This window comes from Klebsiella sp. HMSC25G12, assembly GCF_001807705.1.
Taxonomy (GTDB): Bacteria; Pseudomonadota; Gammaproteobacteria; order Enterobacterales; family Enterobacteriaceae; genus Klebsiella; species Klebsiella variicola.
The window spans coordinates 20,515-45,637 of record NZ_KV789850.1; the positions used below are offsets into that span (position 1 = coordinate 20,515).

Consider the following 25,123-nt stretch of genomic DNA (forward strand, 5'->3'; position numbering starts at 1 on the left):
CGTATCTTGTTTCATAAGTTAAAAGACTTATTTATGATGAACCCTATTTGAATTGCTTATAGGTAAGCGGATGCTCCTGCGCCATCTTTCCTACTTTATCGCCGTGGCAGAACATCGTGGATTTACCCGCGCCGCCGCGGCGCTCCATGTCTCCCAGCCTGCGCTGTCACAGCAGATCCGCCAGCTGGAAGCGATGCTGGAGGTTCAGCTCTTTGACCGCTCTGGTCGTTATACCCGCCTGACCGATGCCGGAGAGATCTGGCTGGAGTATGCCCGCCGCGTGTTACGCGATCTTGAGGAGGGGCGGCGCGCCCTGCACGACGCAGAAGATCTGCAGCGTGGTAAACTCCGCATCGCCATGACGCCGACCTTTACCACTTACATGCTGGGGCCGCTGGTGGAGGCGTACTATCGACGCTACCCCGGAGTGAAATTGCTTATCCAGGAGATGAACCAGGAGCGGATGGAAACGATGCTCCTGGAGGATGAACTGGATGTGGGAATTGCCTTTGGCGAGAGCCTCTCGCGGGATATTGTGGTTCAGCCGCTGCTGACGGAAACCCTCGCGCTGGTGGTGAGCCGTGCGCATCCGCTGGCTCATGAAAGCCACCTGCAGCTGCAGGCTCTTGACGCACAGCCGCTGATTTTACTGAGCAGCGAGTTTGCCACCCGGGAGCAAATCAACCGCTATTGTCGCCGCCATCGGCTCGAACCTGACGTGCGGATGGAGGCCAACTCCATCGGCGCCGTACTAACGGTTATTCGCGGCACGCCGCTTGCGACGCTGCTGCCAGCGGCGATCGCCGGACAGTATGATGACCTCGTGGCCATTGAGCTTAAGCCCGCGCTGCTGCAGCGCACGGCCTGTTTGCTGCAGCGCCAGGGCGCATGGCAGAGCGCTGCGGCGCGCGAATTCATTGCGCTGGCGCGGGAGATCGCGGTAACGCTTGAGCAGGAAAACGGCCAGGCCCTGTATGAGGACCTGCGTCACTTGCCGACGAGCCTGGACTAACGATCGGCTTCGCTGAGGATATCGGCCTCATCGGGCAGGGTATTCTCCCGGAGCATGCCCTCTTCTTTGAGCCTTTCCAGTACGTGATGAAAGAGCTGAGTCTTGTCTGGCTCGGCCATATTCTGTAATTTCTCATTAAATACGGTATGGGACTGAATAAGGTAATGGATAAATTCCAGCAATACCTCATTTTGCGGCAGGACGGTTAATTCCTGATGGATGTAACTGGTTTGTTCCAGCAGCGAATTTTTTGTCACGTCCATAGGCCGGGCGCTAATACTGTGAGCGTATATTTTCTCAATGGCCTGGCTGGTGATATAGATGCGGTTCAATGATATAGCAGAGTATTCGTCTTCATCCGGAATGAAATGACAATAGACAAACGGTTTGTCGGGCAGCATCATGCTGAGTCTGTTTTCGTAAAGAATATCATCAGGCGCCTCCAGTAGCGCCATTAAATTCCGACTGTGTGGGTGCCAGAGTCCGGATGCGGACACTTTTACGTTAAACTGCGTCACCGTATTTCCGCGTAATGTTTCCACAATCGGAATATCGCCATCAAGCCGCAGAATGCTGCGGATATGGGAGTGGGGTGACCAGAAAGTCTCCACTTCCTCGGCAGAGGCAAGCGGATTAAGCGCGGTGGTCACGTCTTTTTCCTGATGAGAAAGGACGGCTATTTTTAATGTTCCCCGCGTCGGATTAAGCTTCAGACAGAGATTGATCGCACCAATATCATGCCAGTGAAGAATGTCTTCAAGTTCGCAGTTTAATAATTTTTGCGCCCGCGCCAGAGAGCAATACTCCATTGGCGGTAAATTATTTAGCTTCCAGATATTCCGTTCTGTAATATTCATAAGAATTGTACGTCGATGAAAAAATAAATCGCCATGGTGAGCAAAAAGCATCGATGACAAGGATTTATTCTTCCCGCTGACTTCCTTTACCTGATTAACAAAACCCATTCACATTGAGAATAATATGTCGATAAGTTGGCTGTTTTTATTGTTTTGCTGCCGCGTATTTACTTTATCCCGTTATCTTATCATCTCTTATTCGTAGAGAAAAATAGTTTGCTCAATATAAGCATTTCTTTCTGGCAGGAATCTTTTTGCAGGAATGTTGAAGGCGAGCACGAGCGGAGTACGAAGAAAGGGACAGTCAATTGGCGACCTTCGTGGTCGGCAGGGGGGGGGCAAACAGACGCCAGTCGCGTCTGTTTGGTGTAGCTGTTGTTATTGTGGCGTCGACAGAAAACGGTCACCCGGCTGCGCGATGGCATACCATGCCATCATCTCTGCGGTGCCCGGTTGGCCTTCGGCAGGCGCCCAGGCCATGGTGTCAACTTCGGCAAGCGGCTGATAAGCACCTTGCTTAACTTCAAAAACCATCCCGCCCGGGTCGAGCGAGAGCACCGTATGCCAGGTACCGGCTTCCATTTCCAGCGCCGTGCAGGTTTCACCCAGCACCACCCGGCGGGTGACTACGCCATTGTCATCAAAATTCAGTACCACAAAGCGGCCTTTCAGGGGCAGCAAAAGTTCGAAGGTATGTCTGTGCCGGTGCGGACGGATATAGGTGCCGGGTTCCATCGCAATGGCGAGGCGCTGTACCGGGTCGCTTAGTTCGGGATGAAAATTGCGATGGGCACGCAAGCGCGGTGCACTGGCTGCCGCTTCGCTCTGCTGCTGCATATCGCTGAGGGTGATCTGTTTCATATCAACGCCTGGCTCCTGTATCGTCCAGAGAAGGTTGCAACGGGGTAGTGGCTTGTGACTGTTTAAGCCAAGGGGCATTGTACGCGGAATGCGCGTTTTTGTCGGTTTATTGTCTGTGCGATTGACTGGGGCGCCCCTTCCTGTCCTGGCTAATCCACTCGTGGATAATTTCGGCAAATTATGATGGCGAGAAGAATATGCCATGGCTGGCGTTTAGGTAATGGTGGGAAATAGCGGTCAACGTTTATATGGTGTCCCCTGCAGGAATCGAACCTGCAACTAGCCCTTAGGAGGGGCTCGTTATATCCATTTAACTAAGGGGACAAGGCGGTGCGAGTATAGCGTTTTTTGCCCGCCTGAGTAAGAGCCATACCGTCTGACTGCTTAAACCCTCGCCACTCAGGGCGCTTTTTTTATGCCTGGTCGGCGTTTTTGGCTTTCTCCGCGGCCTGGGCGCGGGCTTCCGCTTTTCGCTTGCTGCTCATATCGTTACGGATCTGCGCATGGCTCAGCAGCGCGAAGATGAAGGTCCCGCCGCAGATATTTCCCGCCAGCGTCGGCAGGGCGAACGGCCAGATAAAGTCGCTCCAGGGCAGGCTTCCGTTAAACACCAGATAAAGGATCTCGACCGATCCCACCACGATATGAGTCGTATCCGCCAGGGCGATAAGCCAGGTCATGAGAATAATCACCACGATCTTGGCCGCACCGGCGACAGGAAACATCCAGACCATGGTGGCGACCAGCCAGCCGGAAATAATCGCATTAGCGAACATCTCCGTCGGGCTGTTTTTCATTACGTCTTCGGCGATGCTGACAAAGGCCTGACGAGTTGGTTCATCAAAGACGGGCATAAAATTGAAGGCCCATGCGGCCACTGCGGTACCGATGAGGTTGCCAGCCAGCACCACCGACCATAACCGCATCAGCAAACCGATGTTACCTGGTGTGGGATTGTGCATCACCGGCAGAACGGCGGTAACCGTATTTTCCGTGAACAGCTGCTGGCGGGCCATGATCACGATAATAAAGCCGAAGGTATACCCGAGATTTTCCAGTAAAAACCCGCCCGGGATCCCCTCCAGTTTGACGTGAAAAATCCCTTTTGCCAGCAGGGAGGCGCCCATCGACAGACCGGCCGCAATGGCTGACCACAGCAAGGCCAGCGCATCGCGTTCCATCTCTTTTTCCCCTTCCTGGCGAATATGTTCATGGATGGCCATCGCCCGCGAGGGCAGGCGATCTTCATCCACTTCTATTTCCTCTCCGCGCTGTTTTTCTTCACTTTCGACTTCTCGCTCGTCATCCGCTGGTTTTAATTTGTTATTGTCTAGTTCATCCATTTTGTGGCCCTCGCTATCAATCTATATAGATATAGCGTAGCGGCTTTCCCTGCCGTCTGGCTGGGCATACTCTGAAATCGCAAAAATGGTAACGTCAGATTTTTGTTGCTCCGGTAGAATAGGAGCCCCGCGATCTCGTTATTCCCAGGCTATGATCAAATCAACAACTTGGGTGATATAGACATCGTTCAACGTGCTGTTACAATCGCTCACATCTATACGGGCGGAAACGTTGTCTTTCCGTCATGGATGGCAACTCGCGATAGCCATAAAAACCAGGGAGACACCTATGAATTATCGCCTGTCGGCGCTTGCGCTTGGCGCCACATTGCTGGTGGGATGTGCCAGTTCCAGCTCTGGCGATCAGCCGCAGGGGCGTTCAGACCCGTTAGAAGGGTTTAACCGCACGATGTTCAATTTCAACTTTAACGTGGTTGATCCTTACGTGCTTCGCCCGGTGGCGGTGGCATGGCGTGACTACGTCCCGCAGCCGGCGCGCAATGGTTTGAGCAACTTCACCAGCAACCTTGAAGAGCCGGCGGTAATGGTGAACTCCTTCCTGCAGGGCGACCCCTATAAAGGTATGGTGCACTTTACCCGTTTCTTCCTGAACACCATCCTCGGGATGGGCGGTCTGATCGATGTCGCGGGCATGGCGAATCCGCAGCTGCAGCGCGTTGAACCGCATCGTTTCGGCAGCACGCTCGGCCATTATGGCGTCGGCTATGGTCCGTATGTGCAACTGCCATTCTACGGTAGCTTTACGCTGCGCGATGAAGGCGGTGATATGGCCGATGGCCTCTACCCGGTACTCTCCTGGTTGACCTGGCCGATGTCGATTGGTAAATGGGCTGTCGAAGGGATTGAAACGCGTGCCCAGCTGCTGGATTCCGACGGCCTGCTCCGTCAGTCTTCCGATCCTTACATTTTGGTGCGTGAAGCTTATTTCCAGCGCCATGACTTTATCGCCAACGGCGGTAAGCTGACCCCGGCGGACAACCCGAATGCCCAGGCTATTCAGGATGAGCTGAAGGATATTGATTCACAGTAATCTGCGAATGAAAAAAAAGGGTGAACATGTTGTTCACCCTTTTTTGTTGTGTGCGGCTTATCAGAAGCGGTAGTTGAAGTTAGCGCCGTACAGCCAGGCGGTCCCTTCGGAACGGAAGGTATACGGGCCTTCCTTAATTTCTACGTGCTGGCCGTGCATATAGGAAAGACCGACGTCAACCGACGCATCCTTGTTGAACGCGTAAGTGGTACCCGCGCTCAGCCACAGGCGATCCTGGTCAGGAATGGAGATGGAGCGGTTGTTGGCCGGTACCGGGCTGTCATCGAAAGCGATACCGGTGCGGAAGGTCCAGTTATCGTCATAATAATACGTGGTCCCCAGAGCAAGACGGTAAGCGTCTTTAAAGCCTTCCTCTTTATAGAACAGCGTCTGGCCGTTGCTGCCGGTGGCTTTCAGCTCCTGGAACTGACTCCAGCTGGTGTAGGTCAGGCTATAGTGGACCGCCCACTGCGGCGCCACGCGGTTATAGCCAGACAGCTCCCACATTTCCGGCAGGTTAAGGGTCAGTGAACCGCCGGTGGTCTGGCCGTTAGTGCCCGCTGGCAGACCGAAGTTGCCGAGGATTTGGTTATAGGCCGCCGGCAGGCTGCTGCGGTAGTTACCGTCGAAGTCGATCTTCACCTCGGAACGGTAGGTAAAACCGTAGCGGTTGTTCTTATCCAGCTCATAGAGGATACCGGCATTCCAGCCAAAGCCCCAGGCGTTGCCGTTAAGATGGGCGATCTGCGTGTCGGCAGGGATCTTCGCCACCTGGCCTGCCAGCGCCGGCGGCAGTGCGCCAGAACCAGCGACAATCTGACCCAGGTCACCCGCATAGCGCTCGATCTTCGCCTTGGCGTAGACCGCGTCAAAACCTAAGCCAAAGCTCCAGTTGCTGTCGAGACGGTAGGCGCCGCTCAGGTTGAAGTTCGCGGTGGTCAGGTCGGTTTTACCGCCCATGCTGCCAGCCGCATAGTCATCGTTGTATTCCGTTGCCAGGCCGTAGTTAGAGGTAATGGATGCCCCCCAACCGAATTGATCGTTAATCGGCGCGACAAAGTGGAAGTTGGGTACCCACGCCGTCGGGGCGATATTGTCCGCATTCAGGCTCTTGCCGGTGGGAGAGGTGCCGGAGACATTGACACCCGGGTCAACAAAAACGGCGCCCGCCGACATGGTTGGACGGTCAAACATCATAATTAATGCCGGGTTACGACTGGCATTGCCTGCATCGTCTGCGATAGCCCCTTCACCGGAATAGGCCCGACCCAGCCCTGATGAAGAGAATTCGTTGAGCTGGAAGCCTGCTGACCAGGCCTGGGTGGAAACAAGTGCTACAGCCACTGCAAGGGCAGATTGGGTAAAGCGGGTTTTCTGGCTCATGCCCATAACCTCATTGAGTTATTTTTTTTTAAACTATGTTACATGCCGTAACAGAAGCGCGGAAGTGTAGGGTCTGTGGTACAACAGAGAAATCAGACCAGTGCGCTGAGTATAGGTCTGACCAGATGAGTTGTTGCAAGTTTGTTTATGAAGTTTTTCAATTGTGATAACAGAAACGCGATCCAGCTGGCAAAATTGTCGGGGGGAGTAAGAGGCAGAAAAGCTGATTTTTGTTTTAGATCATTTTTAAGTGTGATTTCTGTCACTTAACGCGGTGATGGCGATTCTCGGCTGGAGGCTCACCGGGGGCAGGGCGTAAAATAGGCACATTATTTGTCTGGCACCGAAGGTGCCTATACAGAGGAAATCTACGATGAGTAAATGTAGCGCTGATGAAACCCCGGTATGCTGCTGTATGGATGTAGGCACCATTGTGGACAACACCGACTGCACCGCCTCATACAGCCGCGTGTTCGCCAACCGCGCTGAAGCGGAGCAAACGCTCGCTGCGCTGAGCGAGAAAGCGCGTAATGTGCAATCTGAACCGTGCAAAATCAACCCGACCTTCACCGATGTTGACGGCGGCGTACAGCTGGATATCGATTTTATTTTTAGCTGCGAAGCCGAATCGCTGATCTTCCAGTTAGGATTACGTTAATCCCTCCGTTTAACGCCCCGTAGAAGGGGCGTTACCTTTCTGTTCAATGTGTTTTGGCTCGCAATTTTTCGCTTCCCCGATTGGCTTAATGTAAAAAATTAGTTAAGACTGTTATCAGGTCAGACCACTTGGTTGTTTTGCTTAACAGGGGAGCGTTATGAGTCAGGCATTACCGCTTATCACCCGTCAGGGCGATCGCATTGCCATTGTCAGGGGTTTACGCACGCCATTTGCGCGCCAGGCGACGGTTTTTCATGGCGTTCCGGCCGTTGATTTAGGGAAAATGGTGGTTGGCGAAATGCTCGCCCGGAGTGACATTCCCGCGGACGTCATTGAGCAACTGGTTTTTGGCCAGGTGGTGCAGATGCCGGAGGCGCCGAATATCGCCCGGGAAATCGTGCTCGGCACCGGAATGAGCGTGCACACCGATGCCTATAGCGTCAGTCGCGCCTGCGCCACCAGCTTCCAGGCCGTGGCGAATGTTGCTGAAAGCCTGATGGCCGGCACCATCCGCGCCGGTATTGCCGGCGGCGCCGACTCCTCTTCTGTATTGCCCATTGGGGTCAGTAAAACACTGGCCCGCACGCTGGTGGATGCCAATAAAGCCCGCACGCTGAGCCAAAAGCTGAAGCTGTTTTCCCGTCTGCGGCCGCGCGACCTGCTGCCGGTCCCCCCGGCGGTGGCGGAATATTCAACCGGTTTGCGGATGGGCGATACCGCGGAACAGATGGCGAAAAGTTGGGGCATCACCCGGGAACAACAGGATGCGCTGGCGCATCGTTCGCACCAGCTGGCGGCCAAAGCCTGGGAAGAGGGAAAGTTGTCAGCTGAGGTGATGACGGCCTACGCGCCCCCTTTCCGCGAGCCGCTGGAGCAGGACAACAATATTCGTAAAAATTCAACCCTCGCAGATTACCAAAAGTTACGCCCTGCCTTTGACCGCAAACATGGCACCGTCACCGCAGCCAACAGCACGCCGCTGACGGACGGCGCGGCGGCGGTGATCCTGATGACCGAGTCCAGGGCCAATGAGCTGGGTCTGACGCCGCTGGGTTACCTGCGCAGCTATGCCTTTACCGCCATCGACGTCTGGCAGGATATGCTGCTGGGTCCCGCATGGTCCACGCCGCTGGCGCTGGAGCGGGCAGGTCTGACGCTGGCGGATCTGACGCTTATTGATATGCACGAAGCTTTTGCCGCGCAGACGCTGGCCAATCTCCAGTGTCTGGCAAGCGAGCGCTTTGCCCGTGAAGTGCTGGGACGCTCGCAGGCCACCGGTGAGGTGGATGAGAGCAAGTTTAACGTCCTCGGCGGATCTATTGCTTATGGCCATCCTTTTGCTGCCACCGGCGCGCGGATGATCACCCAGACGCTGCATGAGTTGCGGCGACGGGGCGGGGGATTTGGTCTGGTGACGGCCTGCGCGGCAGGTGGTCTGGGTGCGGCGATGATCGTGGAGGCTGAATAATGGATGCTGTTTCCGCTTTTAAGCTTGAGGTCCGTGCGGACAAGATCGCGGTGATCACCATCGATGCCCCGGGTGAGAAAATGAATACCCTGAAAGCCGAGTTCGGCAATCAGGTGCGGGGGCTGATACGTCGGGTTCGTGATGATAAGTCGGTGCGCGGCGTGGTGTTTATCTCCGCCAAAGCGGATAACTTTATCGCCGGCGCAGACATTAACATGATTGCCCGCTGCCGCAGCGCGCAGGAAGCGGAAGCGCTGGCGCGCCAGGGACAGCAGATTATGGCTGAGATCCATGGCTTGTCGATCCCGGTGATTGCCGCCATCCACGGCGCCTGCCTTGGCGGCGGTCTGGAACTGGCGCTGGCCTGCCATGGTCGGATCTGTAGCGATGACGAAAAAACCCGTCTCGGTTTGCCGGAAGTGCAGCTTGGCCTGCTGCCGGGCTCCGGGGGAACGCAGCGTTTACCGCGGCTGATTGGCGTCAGTACAGCGCTGGATATGATGCTTACCGGCAGGCAGCTGCGTGCGCGCCAGGCGCTGAAGGCCGGTCTGGTAGACGAGGTGGTTCCGCAGGCGATTTTATTGCAGGCGGCGGTGGAGCTGGCGCTGAAGGGGCGACCGGCCAGTCGGGATATGCCCGTACGCGAACGCGTGCTGGCGGGGCCTTTGGGCCGCCATCTGTTATTCCATTTCGTCGGCAAACAAACGCAGCGCAAGACCCAGGGGAACTATCCGGCGGTGAAGCGAATTCTGCAGGTTGTCGAGAATGGCCTGGCCCACGGCTGCAGCAGCGGTTACGCCGAAGAAGCTCGCGCGTTTGGCGAACTGGCGATGACCCCGCAGTCGCAAGCGCTGCGTTCGATCTTCTTTGCCAGTACCGATCTGAAAAAAGACCGTGGCGCTGAAGCCGAGCCCGGACCGCTGACAAGCATTGCGGTGCTGGGCGGCGGCCTGATGGGCGGGGGGATCGCCTATGTGACCGCCTGTAAGGACGGGCTGCCGGTGCGCATTAAAGATATCCAGCCGCGCGGGATTAACCATGCCTTAAAGTACAGCTGGGATCTGCTGAATAAACAGGTCCGCCAGCGTCGTCTGCGCCCCAGCGAGCGCGATCGCCAGATGGCGATGATCTCCGGCGCCACCGACTATCAGGGCTTTGCTCATCGCGACGTGGTGATCGAGGCGGTATTTGAGGACCTGGCCCTGAAGCAGCGGATGGTCAGCGAAGTGGAGCAATATTGCGGGCCGCAGACCATCTTTGCGTCGAACACCTCATCGTTACCGATAGGCGATATTGCCGCCCAGGCCCGTCGCCCCGGGCGGGTGATCGGCCTGCATTTCTTCAGTCCAGTGGAAAAAATGCCGCTGGTTGAAGTGATCCCGCATAAGGGAACCGATCCGCAGGCTATCGCCACCGTGGTGCAACTGGCTAAACGTCAGGGGAAAACGCCGATTGTGGTGGCGGATAAAGCGGGCTTCTATGTGAACCGCATCCTCGCGCCCTATATCAATGAAGCGATGCGCCTGCTGGTGGAGGGCGAACCGGTTGAAGAGATTGATAAGGCCCTGGTTAAATTCGGTTTCCCGGTAGGGCCAATCCAGCTACTGGATGAGGTTGGCATCGATACCGGCACCAAAATTATCCCCGTGCTGGAGAGCGCGTTTGGAGAACGTTTTAGCTCACCTGCAAACATCATTGACGCGATTTTGAAGGACGATCGCAAAGGTAGAAAAAATAATCGTGGTTTCTATCTTTATGAGACAAAAGGGCGTAAAAGCAAAAAACGGCCCGACCCGGCAGTCTATCCGCTGCTCGGCATCGACCGCCCCCAGTCGCGGCTCTCCGCGCAGCAGGTGGCGGAACGCTGTGTGATGATGATGCTTAACGAGGCGGCGCGCTGCTTTGATGAGCAGATTATCCGTAGCGCGCGCGATGGCGATATCGGCGCCGTCTTTGGTATAGGGTTTCCGCCATTTCTTGGCGGCCCGTTCCGGTATATGGATACTATCGGCGCGGGTGAAGTTGCCGCGATCCTGCAGCGCCTGGCCGCCCAGTACGGCCCACGTTTTACACCCTGTGACACTTTATTACGCATGGCCGAACAGGGGACAACCTTTTGGCCAGCGGATGAACGGCTGACCTAAGTTGTGGTCAAAGAAGATAAATCCGGCTGCGGATGACGCTGTTGATTGGCTGTTTTGTAAACAATGATTGACTATACTTACGCCATTGAGGTAAAAAACAGCGTTTCATTCGTTGAATGGATCAGGCACAATGCCCGGCCACCGGGTCACCTGCGTATTGTCTTCGCAGGCCAAACTACGGTGCTTCTGGTTAACAAAAGCGGTGCAATATGCAAGTTTTTATTATGCGTCACGGCGACGCTGCCCTCGATGCAGCCAGCGACTCAGTTCGTCCATTAACCGTATGCGGTTGTGATGAGTCTCGTCAGATGGCAACCTGGCTGAAAGGTCAAAAAGTGGATATTGAGCGCGTTCTTGTCAGTCCCTATCTGCGTGCAGAACAGACGCTGGATATTGTTGGGGAGTGCATGAACCTGCCGAAACATGTCGACGTGATGCCGGAACTCACGCCGTGCGGCGACGTAGGCCTGGTTAGCGCCTATCTGCAGGCGCTGGCGAATGAAGGCGTGGCGACGGCGCTGGTCGTCTCCCACCTGCCGCTGGTGGGGTACCTGGTCTCAGAGCTGTGTCCGGGGGAAACGCCTCCGATGTTCACCACCTCGGCTATCGCCTGCGTGACGCTGGACGCCGACGGCAAGGGTGAATACCTCTGGCAGAAAAGCCCCTGCAATCTCAAGATGGCCAACGCCATCTGACGGCCCCGGAGCCCGCCGTTAAGGCAGCTCCGGCGGTTGCCACTCCTCTACCTCAATCAGTATCAGCAGTGCGGCGTCACCGCCGTACTCTTTTGGTGCCTGGTGAAACGCCATAATATGCGGGTGTTGCGCCAGCCACAGCGGGGTTTGCTGTTTGAGAATATGTTTGCCGTGCCCGTGCATCACACAGGCGCAAAACACATGTTCGCGGCGGCAGGCGGCAATCAGCGCGCCCAGTTCCTGTTTGGCCTGCTGCTGGGTGAGCCCATGCAGATCGAGAAACAGTTCCGGCGAATAATCCCCACGGCGCAGCTTTTTCAGCTCAAAATGGCTGACGTCGGCGCGGACATATTTCGTCGAGCCTTCAGTATTCAGTAGCGGCTGAAACTCATCAGAGAAATAGTGGCTGTTATCGGCCTGTTCCTGCAGCAAACGCTTCGGAGCAACCTCAGTGACTTTCTTGCGCTGCGGACGGTGAACGATGGTGTCCTGCTTGATCTTCCGCGTGCCGGTCATTAACTGACGGAACAGCGCCTGATCCTCCTCGCTTAGCGATGTCTTCTTTTTCATTGTCCACTCTCATTAATACTTTGCGCTAGTTTACCCGACTCAATATCCCTTCGGGCAAGGAAAACCTGTTTTTTCCCCGGTCACCCCACGCAAGAATGCTGATTTATCGCCGTCTTCATGGCACACTAGCCGCCGAATTTATAGCAGAGTGTGCCCTGGAGGTTGTCGTGGATAAAATTTTTGTTGATGAGGCAGTCAATGAGCTGCATACCATTCAGGACATGCTGCGCTGGGCGGTAAGCCGTTTCAGCGCTGCTAATATCTGGTACGGTCACGGGACTGATAACCCGTGGGACGAGGCAGTACAGCTGGTGCTGCCGTCGCTCTACCTACCGCTGGATATCCCGGAAGATATGCGGACTGCGCGTCTGACCTCCAGCGAGAAACACCGCATCGTTGAGCGGGTGATCCGCCGCGTGAACGAGCGCATTCCCGTCGCCTATCTGACCAACAAAGCGTGGTTCTGCGGGCATGAGTTTTACGTCGATGAGCGGGTGCTGGTCCCGCGCTCCCCGATTGGCGAACTGATCAACAATCAGTTTGCCGGGCTGATTAACCATAAGCCGCAGCATATCCTTGATATGTGCACCGGCAGCGGCTGCATCGCCATCGCCTGCGCCTATGCTTTCCCGGAAGCCGAAGTCGACGCCGTGGATATCTCCCCGGACGCGCTGGCCGTCGCCGAGCACAACGTGGAGTCCCATGGCCTGATCCATCACGTGACGCCGATCCGCTCCGACCTGTTCCGCGATCTGCCGAAGCTGCAGTACGATCTGATCGTCACCAATCCGCCGTATGTCGATGAAGAGGACATGGCCGATCTGCCGGAAGAGTATGAGCATGAGCCGGTGCTGGGTCTGGCCTCCGGTAGCGACGGCCTGAAGCTGACGCGCCGCATCCTCGGCAACGCGCCGGATTATCTCAGCGATGACGGGATTCTGATTTGTGAAGTCGGTAACAGCATGGTACATCTGATGGAGCAATATCCGGACGTGCCGTTTACCTGGCTTGAGTTTGATAACGGCGGCGACGGTGTCTTCATGCTGACCAAACAGCAGCTGATTGACGCCCGCGCGCACTTCGGTATTTATAAAGACTAAAAAAACAACACGCCAACATAACGAAAAAGATTGGAGCCGTGATGGCAGGAAATACAATTGGACAACTCTTTCGCGTCACTACCTTCGGCGAATCGCACGGCCTGGCGCTGGGCTGCATCGTCGACGGCGTGCCGCCGGGCATCCCGCTGACCGAAGCCGACCTGCAGCACGACCTCGATCGTCGTCGCCCGGGCACCTCGCGTTACACCACGCAGCGTCGCGAGCCGGATCAGGTCAAAATTCTTTCCGGCGTCTTCGAAGGCGTTACTACCGGGACCAGTATCGGCCTGCTGATTGAGAACACCGATCAGCGTTCGCAGGATTACGGCGCAATCAAAGATCTGTTCCGTCCGGGCCACGCCGATTACACCTACGAGCAAAAGTATGGTCTGCGCGACTATCGCGGCGGCGGTCGTTCTTCTGCGCGCGAAACCGCGATGCGCGTAGCGGCCGGGGCGATTGCCAAAAAATACCTTGCCGCGAAGTTCGGCATCGTCATTCGCGGCTGCCTGACGCAGATGGGCGATATTCCGCTGGCCATCAAAGACTGGGATCAGGTCGAGCAAAACCCGTTCTTCTGCCCGGACCCGGATAAAATCGACGCTCTGGATGAACTGATGCGCGGCCTGAAAAAAGAGGGTGACTCCATTGGCGCGAAAGTGACGGTGGTGGCTGACGGCGTACCGCCGGGCCTCGGCGAGCCGGTCTTCGATCGCCTGGATGCCGATATCGCCCACGCGCTGATGAGCATCAACGCCGTGAAAGGGGTGGAAATTGGCGACGGCTTTGAAGTGGTGAAGCTGCGCGGCAGCGAAAATCGCGATGAAATCACCAAAGACGGATTCCAGAGCAACCACGCCGGCGGCATTCTTGGCGGCATCAGCAGCGGCCAGCAGATCGTTGCCAACATCGCGCTGAAGCCTACCTCCAGTATTACCGTTCCCGGTCATACGATTAACCGCTTTGGCGAAGAAGTGGAGATGATCACCAAAGGGCGTCACGATCCGTGCGTCGGCATCCGCGCCGTACCGATTGCTGAGGCGATGCTGGCGATCGTCCTGATGGATCACTTTATGCGTCAGCGCGCGCAGAATGGCGATGTGACGACGACAATTCCACGCTGGTAACCATGAAAAACACCGTTATCGCACTGCTCGCGCTGCTGGCCAGCGCCGGTAGCCTGGCCGCGACGCCGTGGCAGAAAATATCCCAGCCGATCGGCGGCAGTGCCCAGTCAATCGGCGCATTTTCCAATGGCTGTATCGTGGGCGCCGAGGCGCTCCCTCTGAGCGCCACCGGCTATCAGGTGATGCGTACCGATCAGCGTCGCTACTTCGGTCATCCGGATCTGGTTCAGTTTATTCAGCGCCTGAGTAATCAGGTGCACAATAAAGGAATGGGAACCGTGCTGATTGGCGACATGGGGATGCCGGCAGGCGGGCGCTTTAACGGCGGTCACGCCAGTCACCAGACGGGCCTGGATGTCGATATTTTCCTCCAGCTGCCGCAAACGCGCTGGACATCGTCTCAGCTGTTGAAGCCGCAGGCGCTGGATCTGGTCGCCAGCGACGGCAAGCACGTGGTGCCGTCGCTGTGGAGCCCGCAAATCAGCCAGTTGATCAAGCTGGCGGCGGAAGATAGCGAGGTCACCCGTATTTTCGTCAACCCGGCGATTAAACAGCAACTGTGCCTGGACGCGGGCAGCGACCGCCAGTGGCTGCGTAAAGTCCGTCCCTGGTTCCAGCATCGCGCTCATATGCACGTCCGACTGCGTTGCCCGGCGGGAAGTCTGGAGTGCGAGGATCAGGCGCCACCGCCGCCCGGCGATGGCTGCGGAGCGGAGCTGCAGAGCTGGTTCGAACCACCTAAACCCGGGTCTACCCCACCTGTGAAGAAGACGCCGCCGCCGTTGCCGCCTTCCTGTCAGGCGCTACTGGATGAGCATGTGCTGTAATGGATAGTTTTATCGAGTTGTTTGCCGTATCGCCGTTGGTGCTGGTGGTACTCTTCTTTGTCGCCATCCTGGCCGGTTTTATTGACTCACTGGCCGGAGGCGGGGGCTTATTGACTGTCCCTGCACTGATGGCGGCCGGCATGCCGCCAGCGCAGGCGCTGGCGACCAATAAGCTGCAGGCCTGCGGCGGGTCGCTATCGGCGACCCTCTATTTTGTCCGCCGTAAGGTGGTCAGCCTCGCCGATCAGAAGCTGAATATTCTGATGACCTTTATCGGCTCAACCGCTGGTGCGCTGCTGGTCCAGCACGTCCAGTCCGATATTCTTAAGCAGATCCTGCCGTTGCTGGTGATCGGCATCGGTCTCTATTTTCTGCTGATGCCGAAACTGGGCGAAGCGGACCGGCAGCGTCGGCTGTACGGTCTGCCGTTTGCGCTGGTTGCTGGCGGCAGCGTAGGATTCTACGACGGCTTTTTTGGCCCCGGCGCCGGTTCGTTTTATGCACTGGCTTTTGTCACCCTGGCCGGATTTAACCTGGCGAAGTCGACGGCCCATGCCAAGCTGCTGAACGCGACCTCAAACGTCGGCGGTCTGCTGCTGTTTATCATCGGCGGGAAGGTCATCTGGGCCACCGGCTTTGTGATGATGGCCGGCCAGTTTATTGGCGCTCGCGCCGGCTCCCGGCTGGTGCTGAGTAAAGGACAGTCGCTGATCCGGCCGATGATCGTTATCGTCTCGGCGGTGATGAGCGCGAAGCTTCTCTATGACAGCCACGGGGCTGAGATTTTGCAGTGGTTGGGAATTCATTAATGCAACAGCAACACCATTATCAGCAGCTGATTGACCTTTTCGACAGCTGCTTTGCCGAAGAATTTAATACTCGCCTGGTAAAAGGCGACGATGAGCCGATCTACCTTCCGGCCGATGACGACACGCCCTATCACCGTATCGTGTTTGCGCACGGGTTTTTTGCCAGCGCCCTGCACGAGATTTCTCACTGGTGTGTCGCCGGCAAAGCGCGCCGCGAACGAGTCGATTTTGGCTACTGGTACTGCCCGGATGGCCGCGATGCGATGACTCAAAGCCAGTTTGAGGACGTCGAGGTGAAACCGCAGGCCTATGAGTGGCTGTTCTGCGTGGCGGCGGGATTTCCGTTTAACGTCAGCTGTGACAATCTGGAAGGAGACGTTGAGCCCGATCGCATCGCCTTCCAGCGCCGGGTTCATGCTCGGGTAATGACTTTGCTTAAACAAGGGATCCCCGAACGTCCGGCGCGTTTTATTCGCGCATTGCAACATTATTATCAAACGCCGACATTGACGGCGGAACACTTTCCGTGGCCGGAAGACCTGCACTAAGGCCACACATTACATGACAAGAGGTAAGATGATGATCGCGGAGTTTGAATCACGCATTCTGGCGCTGATTGACAACATGGTAGACCACGCCAGTGATGATGAATTGTTTGCCGGCGGTTATCTGCGCGGCCACCTGACGCTGGCGGTGGCTGAGCTGGAAGGTGAGGGCGAGCATTCTGCTGAAGCGGTAAACAGTAAGGTCAGCCAGAGCCTGGAGAAGGCCATCAGCGCTGGCGAACTGTCGCCGCCGGACCAAATTCTGGTGCAGGGGATGTGGCATAACCTGTATCAACAGGCGAAAAATCAGGCCTGAGCCATATTGTAGCCCGGGTCAGGCGTCAGCCGTACCCGGGAAATTGCCTGCCCTCATGGTTTTATTTCACCGCTTTTCCCTTCAGCAGTTTTCTCACCCACAGCCGATTCGGATTCAGCGCCGCCAGAGTATCGCTATCCAGCGGCAGCGGTTCACCGCTCATCTGCGCCGCCAGCAGCTCAGCGCTTAACGGCGCGGTGCAAAGTCCGCGCGATCCGAGCGCCCCAAGCATAAACAGGTTGTGACAGACCGGCGCGCGACCGGCGTGATCCTGCTGTTCGTGGAGGCTGGCGTATTGCGTCAATGTTGCCTCATAGTCTGGCACGTTGCCGACCATTGGCAGGTGATCGCGGGTGGCGCAGCGCACGCCGCAGCGGGCAGCATTGGCGCTGATATCCACGTCCAGCGTCCACTCCGCGTTCGGGAAACAGTCGATCAGCCGTTGCCGGTTGTGCTGCTGATCTTCCTCGCTGAAGGTGGTGTCGGTCTTCCCGCGATGGTAGCTGGCGCCAATACAGTGCTGCTGATTTTGCGGATTATGCGGCGTCAGGTAGCCATCGTAGCACAGCACCTGGCGCAGGGCGGAAAGCCGCGGGGTGGTAGGTATATGACTGACCTGGCCGCCAACAGGGTAGACCGGCAGCTGCGCGGTTTGCGCAAAATCCGCGATGCTGTGGCCGTTCGCCAGCACCACCGCCTGATGATTGCGCTGCTGATTGAGCAGCCAGCCATCGCCCACCGCGCTGAGCGTTTCAACGTGATAACCATAGTGCACGTGCAGTCCGCGAGTTGCCGCCAGCGCCAGCAATTCGGCGGTGAGCTGCTGCGGGCACAGCCAGCCGCCGGCCGGATAAGTGATGCCGCCGCAGCCGGTATCGACGCCGGTCAACCCGACAACCTGTTCCGCCGTCACCGCGCAGGCGATGTCCGGGGGTAAATTCAGCGCCAGCATCTGGGCGATTTTGTGCGCGCTTTTTTCATCCCAGCCGAGCTGGGTGACACCGCACCATTGATGATCGAACATCACCGGCAGCGCGTCATACATTCGGCGGGCGAAGGTAAAGGCTGCCGGGAAAAAGCGCGCCAGCGCCGGATCGTGCTGGCTTAACAGCGGATACAGCGCACCCTGGCGATTGCCGGAGGCGCCCTGCGCCGGGGCGTCGTCGGCGCAGTAGAGGGTCACCTGCCAGCCGCGGCGCAGCAGCGCGAGGGAGAGCAGGGCGCTGGCGATCCCGCCGCCGATGATGGCTACCTCGCGGGCATCGCTGCTACTGCGAGCGAACCAGGGGACGCGCGCAGGAAAGCTCAGCGTTTGCGCCATCTCGCCGGTCAGCATCTCCCGCTTGCGGCCGAAGCCTTTGCTTTTACGCATGGTAAAGCCGGCCTCCTGCAGGCCGCGGCGGACAAACCCTGCGGAGGTAAAGGTGGCCAGTGTCCCGCCGGGCCGCGCCAGACGTGCCATGGCATTGAACAGATCCTGGGTCCACATGTCGGGATTTTTGGCCGGGGCAAAGCCGTCAAGAAACCAGGCGTCCACCTGCTGGTTCAGCGAATCATCCAGCTCCCTGGTCAGCTCATTGATATCGCCAAACCACAAATCGAGCGTCACCCGCCCGCCGTCGAGCAGCAGACGATGGCATCCGCCGAAGGCCGACGGCCATTGCGCCTGCAGCTGGTGCGCCCACGGAGCCAGCTCTGGCCAGCGCTGGTGCGCCAGGCGGAGATCCTCAGCCTTCAGCGGATATTTTTCAAAACTGATGAAATGTAACCTTTGCAGGGTAACGTCCGGGTTATCACGAACAAAAACGTCAAACGCCTGCCACAGGGTGAGGAAATTGAGCCCGGTACCGAAGCCGCTCTCCGCGACGATCATCAGCGGGCGAGGGTGGCTGGCGAAACGCTCCGGCAGGCGATTTCCACCGAGAAAAACGTAGCGAGTCTCTTCCAGACCGTTGTCATTGGAAAAGTAAACATCGTCGAAATCTCGGGAAACAGGTGTACCCTCAGCGTTGAATTCCAGGTTGGCGGGTTGTATGGCGTTTTGTTTCACGTAAGTTACTCGAATCACAAGGCGTAGCACGATCTTAACGATGTGTGCCTGAGGGCGCAAATTTATACACAAAATGTCTGATCGGACTTGTTCGGCGTACAAGTGTACGCTATTGTGCGACACGAAACTTAAAATAGTGCGACTTACAGAGGTATTTAATGAAACGTGCAGTGATTACTGGCTTGGGCATCGTTTCCAGCATCGGTAATAACCAGCAGGAAGTCCTGGCATCTCTGCGTGAAGGACGTTCAGGGATCACTTTCTCTCAGGAGCTTAAAGATTCAGGGATGCGCAGCCACGTATGGGGCAACGTCAAACTGGATACCACTGGCCTCATTGACCGCAAAGTAGTGCGCTTTATGAGCGACGCTTCTATCTATGCTTACCTGTCCATGGAACAGGCCGTTGCCGACGCAGGTCTGGCGCCGGAAGCATACCAGAGCAACCCGCGTGTTGGCCTGATCGCAGGCTCCGGCGGCGGCTCCCCGAAATTCCAGGTCTTCGGCGCTGATGCCATGCGTAGCCCGCGTGGTCTGAAAGCCGTGGGCCCGTATGTAGTCACGAAAGCGATGGCTTCCGGCGTTTCCGCCTGCCTCGCTACGCCGTTCAAAATCCACGGCGTTAACTACTCCATCAGCTCGGCCTGCGCCACTTCCGCTCATTGTATTGGTAACGCGGTAGAGCAGATCCAGCTGGGCAAACAGGACATCGTCTTTGCCGGCGGCGGCGAAGAGCTGTGCTGGGAAATGGCCTGCGAGTTCGACGCCATGGGCGCACTGTCCACCAAATACAACGACACCCCGGAAAAAGCGTCCCGTACTTATGATGCGAACCGTGATGGCTTCGTTATCGCCGGCGGCGGCGGTATGGTCGTGGTGGAAGAACTGGAACACGCCCTGGCGCGTGGCGCGCACATCTATGCCGAAATCGTCGGCTACGGCGCAACCTCCGATGGCGCGGACATGGTCGCCCCGTCTGGTGAAGGCGCAGTGCGCTGCATGCAGATGGCGATGCACGGTGTTGATACGCCGATCGATTACCTGAACTCCCACGGTACGTCTACTCCGGTCGGCGACGTGAAAGAGCTGGGCGCCATCCGCGAAGTGTTCGGCGACAACAGCCCGGCTATCTCGGCAACCAAAGCGATGACCGGCCACTCGCTGGGCGCGGCGGGCGTACAGGAAGCCATCTACTCCCTGCTGATGCTGGAGCACGGCTTTATCGCGCCGAGCATTAACGTCGAAGAGCTGGACGAGCAGGCTGCCGGCCTGAACATCGTCACCAAACCGACTGACGCTAAGCTGACCACCGTGATGTCCAACAGCTTCGGCTTCGGCGGCACCAACGCCACGCTGGTGATGCGTAAATACAACGCCTAATCAGCATGCGAAGTGCAGAGGGGAGCCACCGGCTCCCCTTTTTCGTTATCTTGACAGGGTAAGGGCCAGCAGGCACACTGCTGGCGGATCCATTAGTCTCTCCACTAATGCGTAAGCGTTTAACGTCAACCAACGCGCCTTAACCCTGATAATCAGGTGGAGGGGGCGTGTCGCTTTGCTCGCCTTACTCTGCGAATCTGGAGTAATGCATGTCCGCAGTTACTGAAACAACATCCCATTCTTCGGCGAATTTTTCGCTTTTCCGTATTACGTTTGCCGTCTTTTTGACCTATATGACTGTTGGTTTGCCGCTGCCGGTGATCCCGCTCTTTGTCCATCAGGAGCTGGGATTTGGCAACACCGTGGTTGGCGTGGCGGTAGGGATCCAGTTCCTCGCCACCGTTCTGACCCGCGGCTACGCCGGGCGCCTGGCAGACCAGTACGGCGCTAAACGCTCCGTCCTGCAAGGGATGCTGGCCTGCGCCCTGGCGGGCGCGGCATGGCTGGCCGCTGCGCTGTTGCCGTTGCCGGTGCTCGCCAGGCTTGGCCTGCTGCTGCTGGGCCGCCTGATCCTCGGGTTTGGCGAAAGCCAGCTGCTGACCGGTAACCTGAGCTGGGGGATGGGGCTGGTGGGGCCGGCCCGCTCCGGCAAAGTGATGTCATGGAATGGCATGGCGATGTACGGTTCGCTGGCGGTGGGCGCCCCGCTGGGATTATTGATCTATAGCCATTTCGGCGTGGCGGTGCTGGCCTGCGTCACCATGGGATTACCGCTCGTTGCCTGGCTTATTAACGGTACCGTGCGCAAAGTGGCGGCTCACGGTGGCGAGCGGCCTTCATTATGGAGCGTCATCGGCATGATCTGGCGGCCAGGCATTGGCCTGGGCCTGCAGGGCGTTGGTTTTGCGGTGATCGGCACCTTCGTTTCCCTCTATTTCGCCAGCCATAGCTGGCCGATGGCCGGCTTTACCCTGACGGCGTTTGGCGGCGCCTTCGTCGTGATGCGTATTCTGTTTGGCTGGATGCCGGACCGGTTTGGCGGCGTCAGGGTGGCGATGGTTTCGCTGATGATAGAGGCGGTTGGTCTGACCCTGCTGGGGCTGGCGCCGAATGCCTGGCTGGCGCTGGCCGGTGCGGCGCTAACCGGATGCGGTTGCTCACTGATTTTCCCGTCGCTCGGCGTGGAGGTGGTGAAGCGCGTCCCGGCGCAGGTGCGCGGCACCGCGCTCGGCGGCTATGCGGCCTTTCAGGACATCTCCTATGGCCTGACCGGGCCGCTGACCGGCCTGCTGGCGACCTCGCTGGGCTACTCGTCGGTGTTCCTTGCCGGCGCCCTCTGCGCGGCGCTGGGGATCCTCGTCACCCTCGTCTCTTTTCGCCGCTAGGGTTAAGTTATTGTCCGGTCTTGCTTGCGGGCAGACCGGACGCCGTCTGTCGCGGCAGATAATACTTCACCTGGAATTCAAACATATTGGTATACAGAATGGAATAATCGATAGGCTGGTGGTGTTCATCAATCGCCTGCGTCTGCATGCGGATAATCGGATCTTTAGCGCTGATATGCAGGAGGGTTGCCAGCTCAGGCGTTGGGAGCACCGGCACTATTGATTCGTAACATCCATTTATTCTTACCCCACATTCGTTTTCTATATATGAAAACTTCGATTTCTTCATATGCGCGATGGTCAGATCGGGAAAACGGGTCGCGGAGAGCCAGGTTTCTTCTAATTGCATGGCAATATTATCGATAAAACGTAATCTCTTAGCATAATATACCGCTTCGCCATGCTGCAATTGCAGTCCACGGGCAATTTCCTCCGACGCTGGCTGTAACTCGAATTTGAGGATCTGGCTGGAGGGCGTTTTCCCCTGATTACGGGCAATTTCGGTAAAACTGTCTAAGTGTGTCACCGACGCCTGGAAATGCTTATTTCTAATCCATGTCCCTGAGCCATGTCGGCGTTCGATTAAACCATCTTCTTCCAGGGTTTTCAGCGCCTTACGTAACGTATTGCGCGAAACATCATAAAGTTCTGCCAACTCTTTTTCGGCCGGCAGAAGATCGCCAATGTTGTAGAACGGGCTATTAATTTTGTTTTTAAGCAAATTGACGATATTTTTGTAAACCACTTTTGAACCTCCACAATCCCTTTGGAAACATGGGCTTGCTAACGTATGTTGTTAAATACAGGGCAAGACGTTCATTTTTTGCTTTGCTTCTGCACCACTTTGGTATGGCTAACTGTGATCAAAACCGCGGTTAAGAAAATTAACAATTATTAAAGTGCTCGTCAATTGAGGTCATAAATAAAACAGGAAGGGGTAATGCAAAATATATTATTAGTGTGTGCGGCGGGAATGTCGACCAGTATGCTGGTGAAACGCATGCTGGAGCAGGCTGAAAATATTAAGGCTCAGGTTAATATCAATGCGCTGGCCATTTCTGAAGCTAAAGAAAAAATTAAGAACAATGAAGTAGATGTCGTCCTTTTGGGACCACAGGTCCGCTTTCAAAAAAAGGAAATAGAAGAGGTGGCTCAGGGAAAAATACCCGTGGCGGTGATTGATATGAAATATTATGGGCAAATGGACGGTAAAGCTGTTCTGGAAAGTGCGCTGGCATTATTGGCAAACCAATAGTTTTCTCATTTATCCCCGTTATCGTGTGGGTACTTTCGTTGCTGCCCTGGGCTGCTGCGGCTAAAAAACACGATGACGTTAATAAATTATTATGAATAAGGGTTCGTCATGAGTTTCATGGATACCTTTGAGCGCGGCATGGAAAAAATCCTCGTGCCTGTCGCGATTAAGTTAAATTCTCAGATCCACGTTTCAGCGATTCGCGATGCGTTTATTCTTTCGTTTCCCATCGTCATGGCCAGTTCGCTGATTATTCTTATCAACTTTGCTATTTTGTCGCCTGACGGATTTATCGCCAGTATTCTGCATTTAGGGGCGATATTCCCCCACCTCGCGGAGGCGCAGCAGATTTTCACCCCGGTAATGAACGGTTCGGTCAATATTATGGCGATATTGATCACCTTTCTGGTGGCGCGCAATATGGCGATCAGCTATCAGCAGGACGATCTCCTGTGCGGCCTGACGGCGATCGGCGCCTTTTTTGTGGTGTACACGCCTTATACCATCATTGATGGCCAGGCCTATCTGGCGACCAAATATCTTGGCCCGCAGGGGTTGTTTGTGGCGATTATCGTCGCGCTGATTTCCAGCGAACTCTTTTGCCGCCTGGCGCGCAACCCAAGGGTGACCATCACGATGCCGGCTGCGGTGCCGCCGGCGGTGGCGCGTTCCTTTAAGGTGTTGTTGCCGATCTTCTTCGTGATGATCTTCTTTTCGATCCTCAACTATTTGTTGACGCGTATTTCGCCTAACGGCCTTAACGATCTGATCTATACCCTTATTCAGGCGCCGCTGAAGGATATGGGGACCAACATCGTGACGGTTCTGGTGCTGGGGCTGGTAGCGAATTTCCTGTGGGTGCTGGGGATCCATGGTCCGAACACCGTGGCCGCCATCCGCGAGACCATCTTCTCGGAAGCCAACCTCGAAAACCTCTCCTATGCCGCCTCGCATGGCAGCACCTGGGGGGCACCGTACCCCATTACCTGGACTGGCATCAACGATGCGTTTGCCAACTGCGGCGGGTCGGGTATGACGCTGGGCCTGTTACTGGCCATCTTTATTGCCTCACGGCGCAAAGATTATCGTGACCTGGCAAAAATGGCCTTCGTGCCGGGCCTGTTTAACATCAATGAACCGGTGATGTTTGGCCTGCCGATTGTGCTTAACCCTATCCTGGTGATCCCGTTTATTCTGGTGCCGTTTGTGAATTCATTGATCGGTTATTTCTTTATTAGCATGGAGTTTATTCCGCCGATTGCTTACGCCGTACCCTGGACCACGCCCGGGCCGCTTATCGCCTTCTTTGGCACCGGCGGCAACTGGCTGGCGCTATTTGTCGGCATTCTGTGCCTCGCGGTTTCAACACTCATTTACTTACCGTTTGTGATTGCCGCTAACAAGGTCAATACCGCGGCGGCGACCGACCAGGAGGATGGCGATGTTTGCAGATGAAAGTACGGTCATGGAGTTGCTGATTTATGCTGGTCAGGCGCGATCAGACGCCATGGAGGCGATTGCCGCCTCCCGGCAGCGGGAATGGGGGCGGGCAGCGGATTTGATGGCCAGCTCGGAAGCGGCCTGTCGGGCTGCGCATCAGATCCAAACGGCGTTGATAGGTCAGGACGAAGGCTGCGGAAAAATCACCGTTAACCTTATTCTGGTGCACGCCCAGGATCACTTAATGACCGCGATGCTGTGCCAGGATTTAGCCAAAGAAATTATTGCCCTGCGCCAGGAGCGCTCTGCCTGATTTACCCGCCTTCAGCCGTTCTGGCTGAAGGCCAATTATAACAATATGTAAAGGTACCCTATGTATTCAAGTCAATTGAAGGTGAGCTTATTGTCTTTATCGGTACTGCTGGCTATTTCGACAAGTGATGTGATGGCGGCTAAATTAACCATTGAACAGCGTCTGGAATTACTGGAGTCTGAACTTTCGGCGAATAAAAAAGAGCTACAAAAAACGCAATCACAATTATCGACCTATAAAGGTAAGGTGGCCGAATTACAAAAAAGTATTAAGGAGAATGAAAAACGTCATGTCACGACGGGTTATCCAACAGCAACGTCGCCGGTGGCGGAAAATATAGCCAATGAAAATAATGAACTGAGTAAAAAAGCGGCCCCGGTGCAGGTGAAAGCCACTCAGCAGGTGGCGGTTATTGATACCGAAGGCCAGAAGCCGAAACTGGAAAGCGTCACCCTGAAGGACATCAGTAAATTTGTTAAAGATGATATTGGCTTTAGCTACCAGGGGGCTTTGTTGAATAAATCGAACTTTTGCT

The 25,123-nt window shown here is 56.2% G+C and carries 25 protein-coding genes and 1 tRNA gene; 18 read left to right on the plus strand and 8 right to left on the minus strand.

All coding sequences use genetic code 11. The features are described 5' to 3' along the window. The first annotated feature begins 70 nt into the window (after nt 1–70). Nucleotides 71–1,012 (plus strand): transcriptional regulator CynR, encoded by a 942-nt coding sequence (gene cynR, locus HMPREF3096_RS07930; protein WP_008803897.1) that lies wholly within the window; start codon nt 71–73, stop codon nt 1,010–1,012. Here the strand turns inward: cynR and HMPREF3096_RS07935 are convergent. From HMPREF3096_RS07935 to HMPREF3096_RS07950, 4 genes are all read right to left on the minus strand, one after another. Further along, a complete protein-coding gene (locus HMPREF3096_RS07935) occupies nt 1,009–1,869 on the minus strand; it encodes a hypothetical protein (RefSeq protein ID WP_012967487.1) in 861 nt (286 codons plus the stop codon). The two genes, cynR and HMPREF3096_RS07935, sit on opposite strands and share 4 nt — an antisense overlap. Nucleotides 1,870–2,247: 378 nt before the next feature. Beyond that, entirely contained in the window at nt 2,248–2,730 is a 483-nt protein-coding gene (locus tag HMPREF3096_RS07940) for a WbuC family cupin fold metalloprotein (protein WP_008803899.1), read from the minus strand. A gap of 249 nt (nt 2,731–2,979) precedes the next feature. Then, nucleotides 2,980–3,054 (minus strand) — tRNA-Arg (locus HMPREF3096_RS07945). An 89-nt stretch (nt 3,055–3,143) separates the two neighbouring features. Then, a complete protein-coding gene (locus HMPREF3096_RS07950) occupies nt 3,144–4,073 on the minus strand; it encodes a formate/nitrite transporter family protein (protein ID WP_023298041.1) in 930 nt (309 codons plus the stop codon). Between the two features lie 289 nt (nt 4,074–4,362). Between HMPREF3096_RS07950 and mlaA the strand changes: the two genes are divergently transcribed. Then, the gene (mlaA, locus tag HMPREF3096_RS07955) at nt 4,363–5,124 is read left to right on the plus strand and encodes a phospholipid-binding lipoprotein MlaA (protein WP_008803901.1); all 762 of its coding nucleotides are present in this window, start codon (nt 4,363–4,365) and stop codon (nt 5,122–5,124) included. 60 nt (nt 5,125–5,184) lie between these two features. Here the strand turns inward: mlaA and fadL are convergent, their stop codons facing one another. Then, nucleotides 5,185–6,507 (minus strand): long-chain fatty acid transporter FadL, encoded by a 1,323-nt coding sequence (fadL, locus tag HMPREF3096_RS07960; RefSeq protein WP_012967490.1) that lies wholly within the window; start codon nt 6,505–6,507, stop codon nt 5,185–5,187. A gap of 373 nt (nt 6,508–6,880) precedes the next feature. Here fadL and HMPREF3096_RS07965 point away from each other — a divergent pair, with 373 nt between their 5' ends. The 4 genes from HMPREF3096_RS07965 to sixA all read left to right on the plus strand — a co-directional run bounded on the left by HMPREF3096_RS07965 (nt 6,881) and on the right by sixA (nt 11,472). Further along, on the plus strand, nt 6,881–7,165 hold the full coding sequence (locus HMPREF3096_RS07965) for a YfcZ/YiiS family protein (protein WP_012967491.1): 285 nt from the start codon (nt 6,881–6,883) through the stop codon (nt 7,163–7,165). Between the two features lie 157 nt (nt 7,166–7,322). Next, complete coding sequence (gene fadI, locus HMPREF3096_RS07970) at nt 7,323–8,633, plus strand: acetyl-CoA C-acyltransferase FadI (RefSeq protein WP_032730867.1); 1,311 nt, start codon at nt 7,323–7,325, stop codon at nt 8,631–8,633. Next, nucleotides 8,633–10,777 (plus strand): fatty acid oxidation complex subunit alpha FadJ, encoded by a 2,145-nt coding sequence (gene fadJ / locus HMPREF3096_RS07975; protein ID WP_032730866.1) that lies wholly within the window; start codon nt 8,633–8,635, stop codon nt 10,775–10,777. Before fadI ends, fadJ begins: the two co-directional genes overlap by 1 nt. Before the next feature lie 209 nt (nt 10,778–10,986). Further along, nucleotides 10,987–11,472, plus strand: coding sequence for a phosphohistidine phosphatase SixA (sixA, locus tag HMPREF3096_RS07980; RefSeq protein ID WP_008803906.1), 486 nt, complete (start codon nt 10,987–10,989; stop codon nt 11,470–11,472). An 18-nt stretch (nt 11,473–11,490) separates the two neighbouring features. On the opposite strand, the gene smrB is transcribed toward sixA, so the two are convergent. Next, nucleotides 11,491–12,042: an endonuclease SmrB gene (gene smrB / locus HMPREF3096_RS07985; protein WP_023323062.1), complete on the minus strand. Its 552-nt coding sequence runs from the start codon at nt 12,040–12,042 to the stop codon at nt 11,491–11,493. 167 nt (nt 12,043–12,209) lie between these two features. Between smrB and prmB the strand changes: the two genes are divergently transcribed. Genes prmB through HMPREF3096_RS08015 form a run of 6 tightly spaced genes read left to right on the plus strand, consistent with a single transcriptional unit; the run spans nt 12,210 to nt 16,766 of the window. Then, nucleotides 12,210–13,142, plus strand: coding sequence for a 50S ribosomal protein L3 N(5)-glutamine methyltransferase (gene prmB, locus HMPREF3096_RS07990; protein ID WP_002913346.1), 933 nt, complete (start codon nt 12,210–12,212; stop codon nt 13,140–13,142). A gap of 41 nt (nt 13,143–13,183) precedes the next feature. Then, entirely contained in the window at nt 13,184–14,269 is a 1,086-nt protein-coding gene (gene aroC / locus HMPREF3096_RS07995; RefSeq protein ID WP_008803909.1) for a chorismate synthase, read from the plus strand. Nucleotides 14,270–14,271: 2 nt separating this feature from the next. Then, nucleotides 14,272–15,096, plus strand: coding sequence for a penicillin-insensitive murein endopeptidase (gene mepA, locus HMPREF3096_RS08000; RefSeq protein WP_008803910.1), 825 nt, complete (start codon nt 14,272–14,274; stop codon nt 15,094–15,096). After that, nucleotides 15,096–15,905: a sulfite exporter TauE/SafE family protein gene (locus HMPREF3096_RS08005; RefSeq protein ID WP_008803911.1), complete on the plus strand. Its 810-nt coding sequence runs from the start codon at nt 15,096–15,098 to the stop codon at nt 15,903–15,905. The genes mepA and HMPREF3096_RS08005 overlap by 1 nt, the downstream gene beginning before the upstream one ends. Then, the gene (locus HMPREF3096_RS08010) at nt 15,905–16,453 is read left to right on the plus strand and encodes an elongation factor P hydroxylase (protein ID WP_032730865.1); all 549 of its coding nucleotides are present in this window, start codon (nt 15,905–15,907) and stop codon (nt 16,451–16,453) included. Before HMPREF3096_RS08005 ends, HMPREF3096_RS08010 begins: the two co-directional genes overlap by 1 nt. 31 nt (nt 16,454–16,484) lie before the next feature. Further along, the gene (locus HMPREF3096_RS08015; RefSeq protein WP_008803913.1) at nt 16,485–16,766 is read left to right on the plus strand and encodes a YfcL family protein; all 282 of its coding nucleotides are present in this window, start codon (nt 16,485–16,487) and stop codon (nt 16,764–16,766) included. 61 nt (nt 16,767–16,827) lie between these two features. Here HMPREF3096_RS08015 and mnmC read toward each other — a convergent pair whose 3' ends face one another. Further along, on the minus strand, nt 16,828–18,816 hold the full coding sequence (gene mnmC, locus HMPREF3096_RS08020) for a bifunctional tRNA (5-methylaminomethyl-2-thiouridine)(34)-methyltransferase MnmC2/FAD-dependent 5-carboxymethylaminomethyl-2-thiouridine(34) oxidoreductase MnmC1 (RefSeq protein ID WP_012967495.1): 1,989 nt from the start codon (nt 18,814–18,816) through the stop codon (nt 16,828–16,830). A gap of 158 nt (nt 18,817–18,974) precedes the next feature. On the opposite strand from mnmC, the gene fabB reads away from it, so the two are divergent. Both fabB and HMPREF3096_RS08030 read left to right on the plus strand, forming a co-directional pair. After that, nucleotides 18,975–20,195: a beta-ketoacyl-ACP synthase I gene (gene fabB, locus HMPREF3096_RS08025; protein WP_008803915.1), complete on the plus strand. Its 1,221-nt coding sequence runs from the start codon at nt 18,975–18,977 to the stop codon at nt 20,193–20,195. A gap of 209 nt (nt 20,196–20,404) precedes the next feature. Beyond that, a complete protein-coding gene (locus tag HMPREF3096_RS08030) occupies nt 20,405–21,580 on the plus strand; it encodes an MFS transporter (protein ID WP_032730863.1) in 1,176 nt (391 codons plus the stop codon). Between the two features lie 7 nt (nt 21,581–21,587). Here HMPREF3096_RS08030 and HMPREF3096_RS08035 read toward each other — a convergent pair whose 3' ends face one another. Beyond that, nucleotides 21,588–22,325 carry a GntR family transcriptional regulator gene (locus tag HMPREF3096_RS08035; protein ID WP_012540966.1) on the minus strand — a complete coding sequence of 246 codons (738 nt, stop codon included), beginning with the start codon at nt 22,323–22,325 and terminating at the stop codon, nt 21,588–21,590. A 195-nt stretch (nt 22,326–22,520) separates the two neighbouring features. On the opposite strand from HMPREF3096_RS08035, the gene HMPREF3096_RS08040 reads away from it, so the two are divergent. The 4 genes from HMPREF3096_RS08040 to HMPREF3096_RS08055 form a co-directional block, all read left to right on the plus strand. Next, nucleotides 22,521–22,835, plus strand: coding sequence for a PTS sugar transporter subunit IIB (locus HMPREF3096_RS08040; RefSeq protein ID WP_022066023.1), 315 nt, complete (start codon nt 22,521–22,523; stop codon nt 22,833–22,835). 108 nt (nt 22,836–22,943) lie between these two features. Further along, nucleotides 22,944–24,290: a PTS sugar transporter subunit IIC gene (locus HMPREF3096_RS08045; protein ID WP_032730862.1), complete on the plus strand. Its 1,347-nt coding sequence runs from the start codon at nt 22,944–22,946 to the stop codon at nt 24,288–24,290. Beyond that, nucleotides 24,277–24,588 (plus strand): PTS lactose/cellobiose transporter subunit IIA, encoded by a 312-nt coding sequence (locus HMPREF3096_RS08050; protein ID WP_032730861.1) that lies wholly within the window; start codon nt 24,277–24,279, stop codon nt 24,586–24,588. Before HMPREF3096_RS08045 ends, HMPREF3096_RS08050 begins: the two co-directional genes overlap by 14 nt. A 60-nt stretch (nt 24,589–24,648) precedes the next feature. Further along, the coding region (locus tag HMPREF3096_RS08055) for a carbohydrate porin (protein WP_176747744.1) at nt 24,649–25,123 on the plus strand (475 nt) is incomplete at its 3' end.

Bases quoted from the DNA above. Each gene is read 5' to 3' on its own strand.
- cynR (WP_008803897.1), top strand. From the start codon at position 71: ATGCTCCTGCGCCATCTTTCCTACTTTATCGCCGTGGCAGAACATCGT.
- HMPREF3096_RS07935 (WP_012967487.1), bottom strand. From the start codon at position 1,869: ATGAATATTACAGAACGGAATATCTGGAAGCTAAATAATTTACCGCCA.
- HMPREF3096_RS07940 (WP_008803899.1), bottom strand. From the start codon at position 2,730: ATGAAACAGATCACCCTCAGCGATATGCAGCAGCAGAGCGAAGCGGCA.
- HMPREF3096_RS07950 (WP_023298041.1), bottom strand. From the start codon at position 4,073: ATGGATGAACTAGACAATAACAAATTAAAACCAGCGGATGACGAGCGA.
- mlaA (WP_008803901.1), top strand. From the start codon at position 4,363: ATGAATTATCGCCTGTCGGCGCTTGCGCTTGGCGCCACATTGCTGGTG.
- fadL (WP_012967490.1), bottom strand. From the start codon at position 6,507: ATGAGCCAGAAAACCCGCTTTACCCAATCTGCCCTTGCAGTGGCTGTA.
- HMPREF3096_RS07965 (WP_012967491.1), top strand. From the start codon at position 6,881: ATGAGTAAATGTAGCGCTGATGAAACCCCGGTATGCTGCTGTATGGAT.
- fadI (WP_032730867.1), top strand. From the start codon at position 7,323: ATGAGTCAGGCATTACCGCTTATCACCCGTCAGGGCGATCGCATTGCC.
- fadJ (WP_032730866.1), top strand. From the start codon at position 8,633: ATGGATGCTGTTTCCGCTTTTAAGCTTGAGGTCCGTGCGGACAAGATC.
- sixA (WP_008803906.1), top strand. From the start codon at position 10,987: ATGCAAGTTTTTATTATGCGTCACGGCGACGCTGCCCTCGATGCAGCC.
- smrB (WP_023323062.1), bottom strand. From the start codon at position 12,042: ATGAAAAAGAAGACATCGCTAAGCGAGGAGGATCAGGCGCTGTTCCGT.
- aroC (WP_008803909.1), top strand. From the start codon at position 13,184: ATGGCAGGAAATACAATTGGACAACTCTTTCGCGTCACTACCTTCGGC.
- mepA (WP_008803910.1), top strand. From the start codon at position 14,272: ATGAAAAACACCGTTATCGCACTGCTCGCGCTGCTGGCCAGCGCCGGT.
- HMPREF3096_RS08005 (WP_008803911.1), top strand. From the start codon at position 15,096: ATGGATAGTTTTATCGAGTTGTTTGCCGTATCGCCGTTGGTGCTGGTG.
- HMPREF3096_RS08010 (WP_032730865.1), top strand. From the start codon at position 15,905: ATGCAACAGCAACACCATTATCAGCAGCTGATTGACCTTTTCGACAGC.
- HMPREF3096_RS08015 (WP_008803913.1), top strand. From the start codon at position 16,485: ATGATCGCGGAGTTTGAATCACGCATTCTGGCGCTGATTGACAACATG.
- fabB (WP_008803915.1), top strand. From the start codon at position 18,975: ATGAAACGTGCAGTGATTACTGGCTTGGGCATCGTTTCCAGCATCGGT.
- HMPREF3096_RS08030 (WP_032730863.1), top strand. From the start codon at position 20,405: ATGTCCGCAGTTACTGAAACAACATCCCATTCTTCGGCGAATTTTTCG.
- HMPREF3096_RS08040 (WP_022066023.1), top strand. From the start codon at position 22,521: ATGCAAAATATATTATTAGTGTGTGCGGCGGGAATGTCGACCAGTATG.
- HMPREF3096_RS08045 (WP_032730862.1), top strand. From the start codon at position 22,944: ATGAGTTTCATGGATACCTTTGAGCGCGGCATGGAAAAAATCCTCGTG.
- HMPREF3096_RS08050 (WP_032730861.1), top strand. From the start codon at position 24,277: ATGTTTGCAGATGAAAGTACGGTCATGGAGTTGCTGATTTATGCTGGT.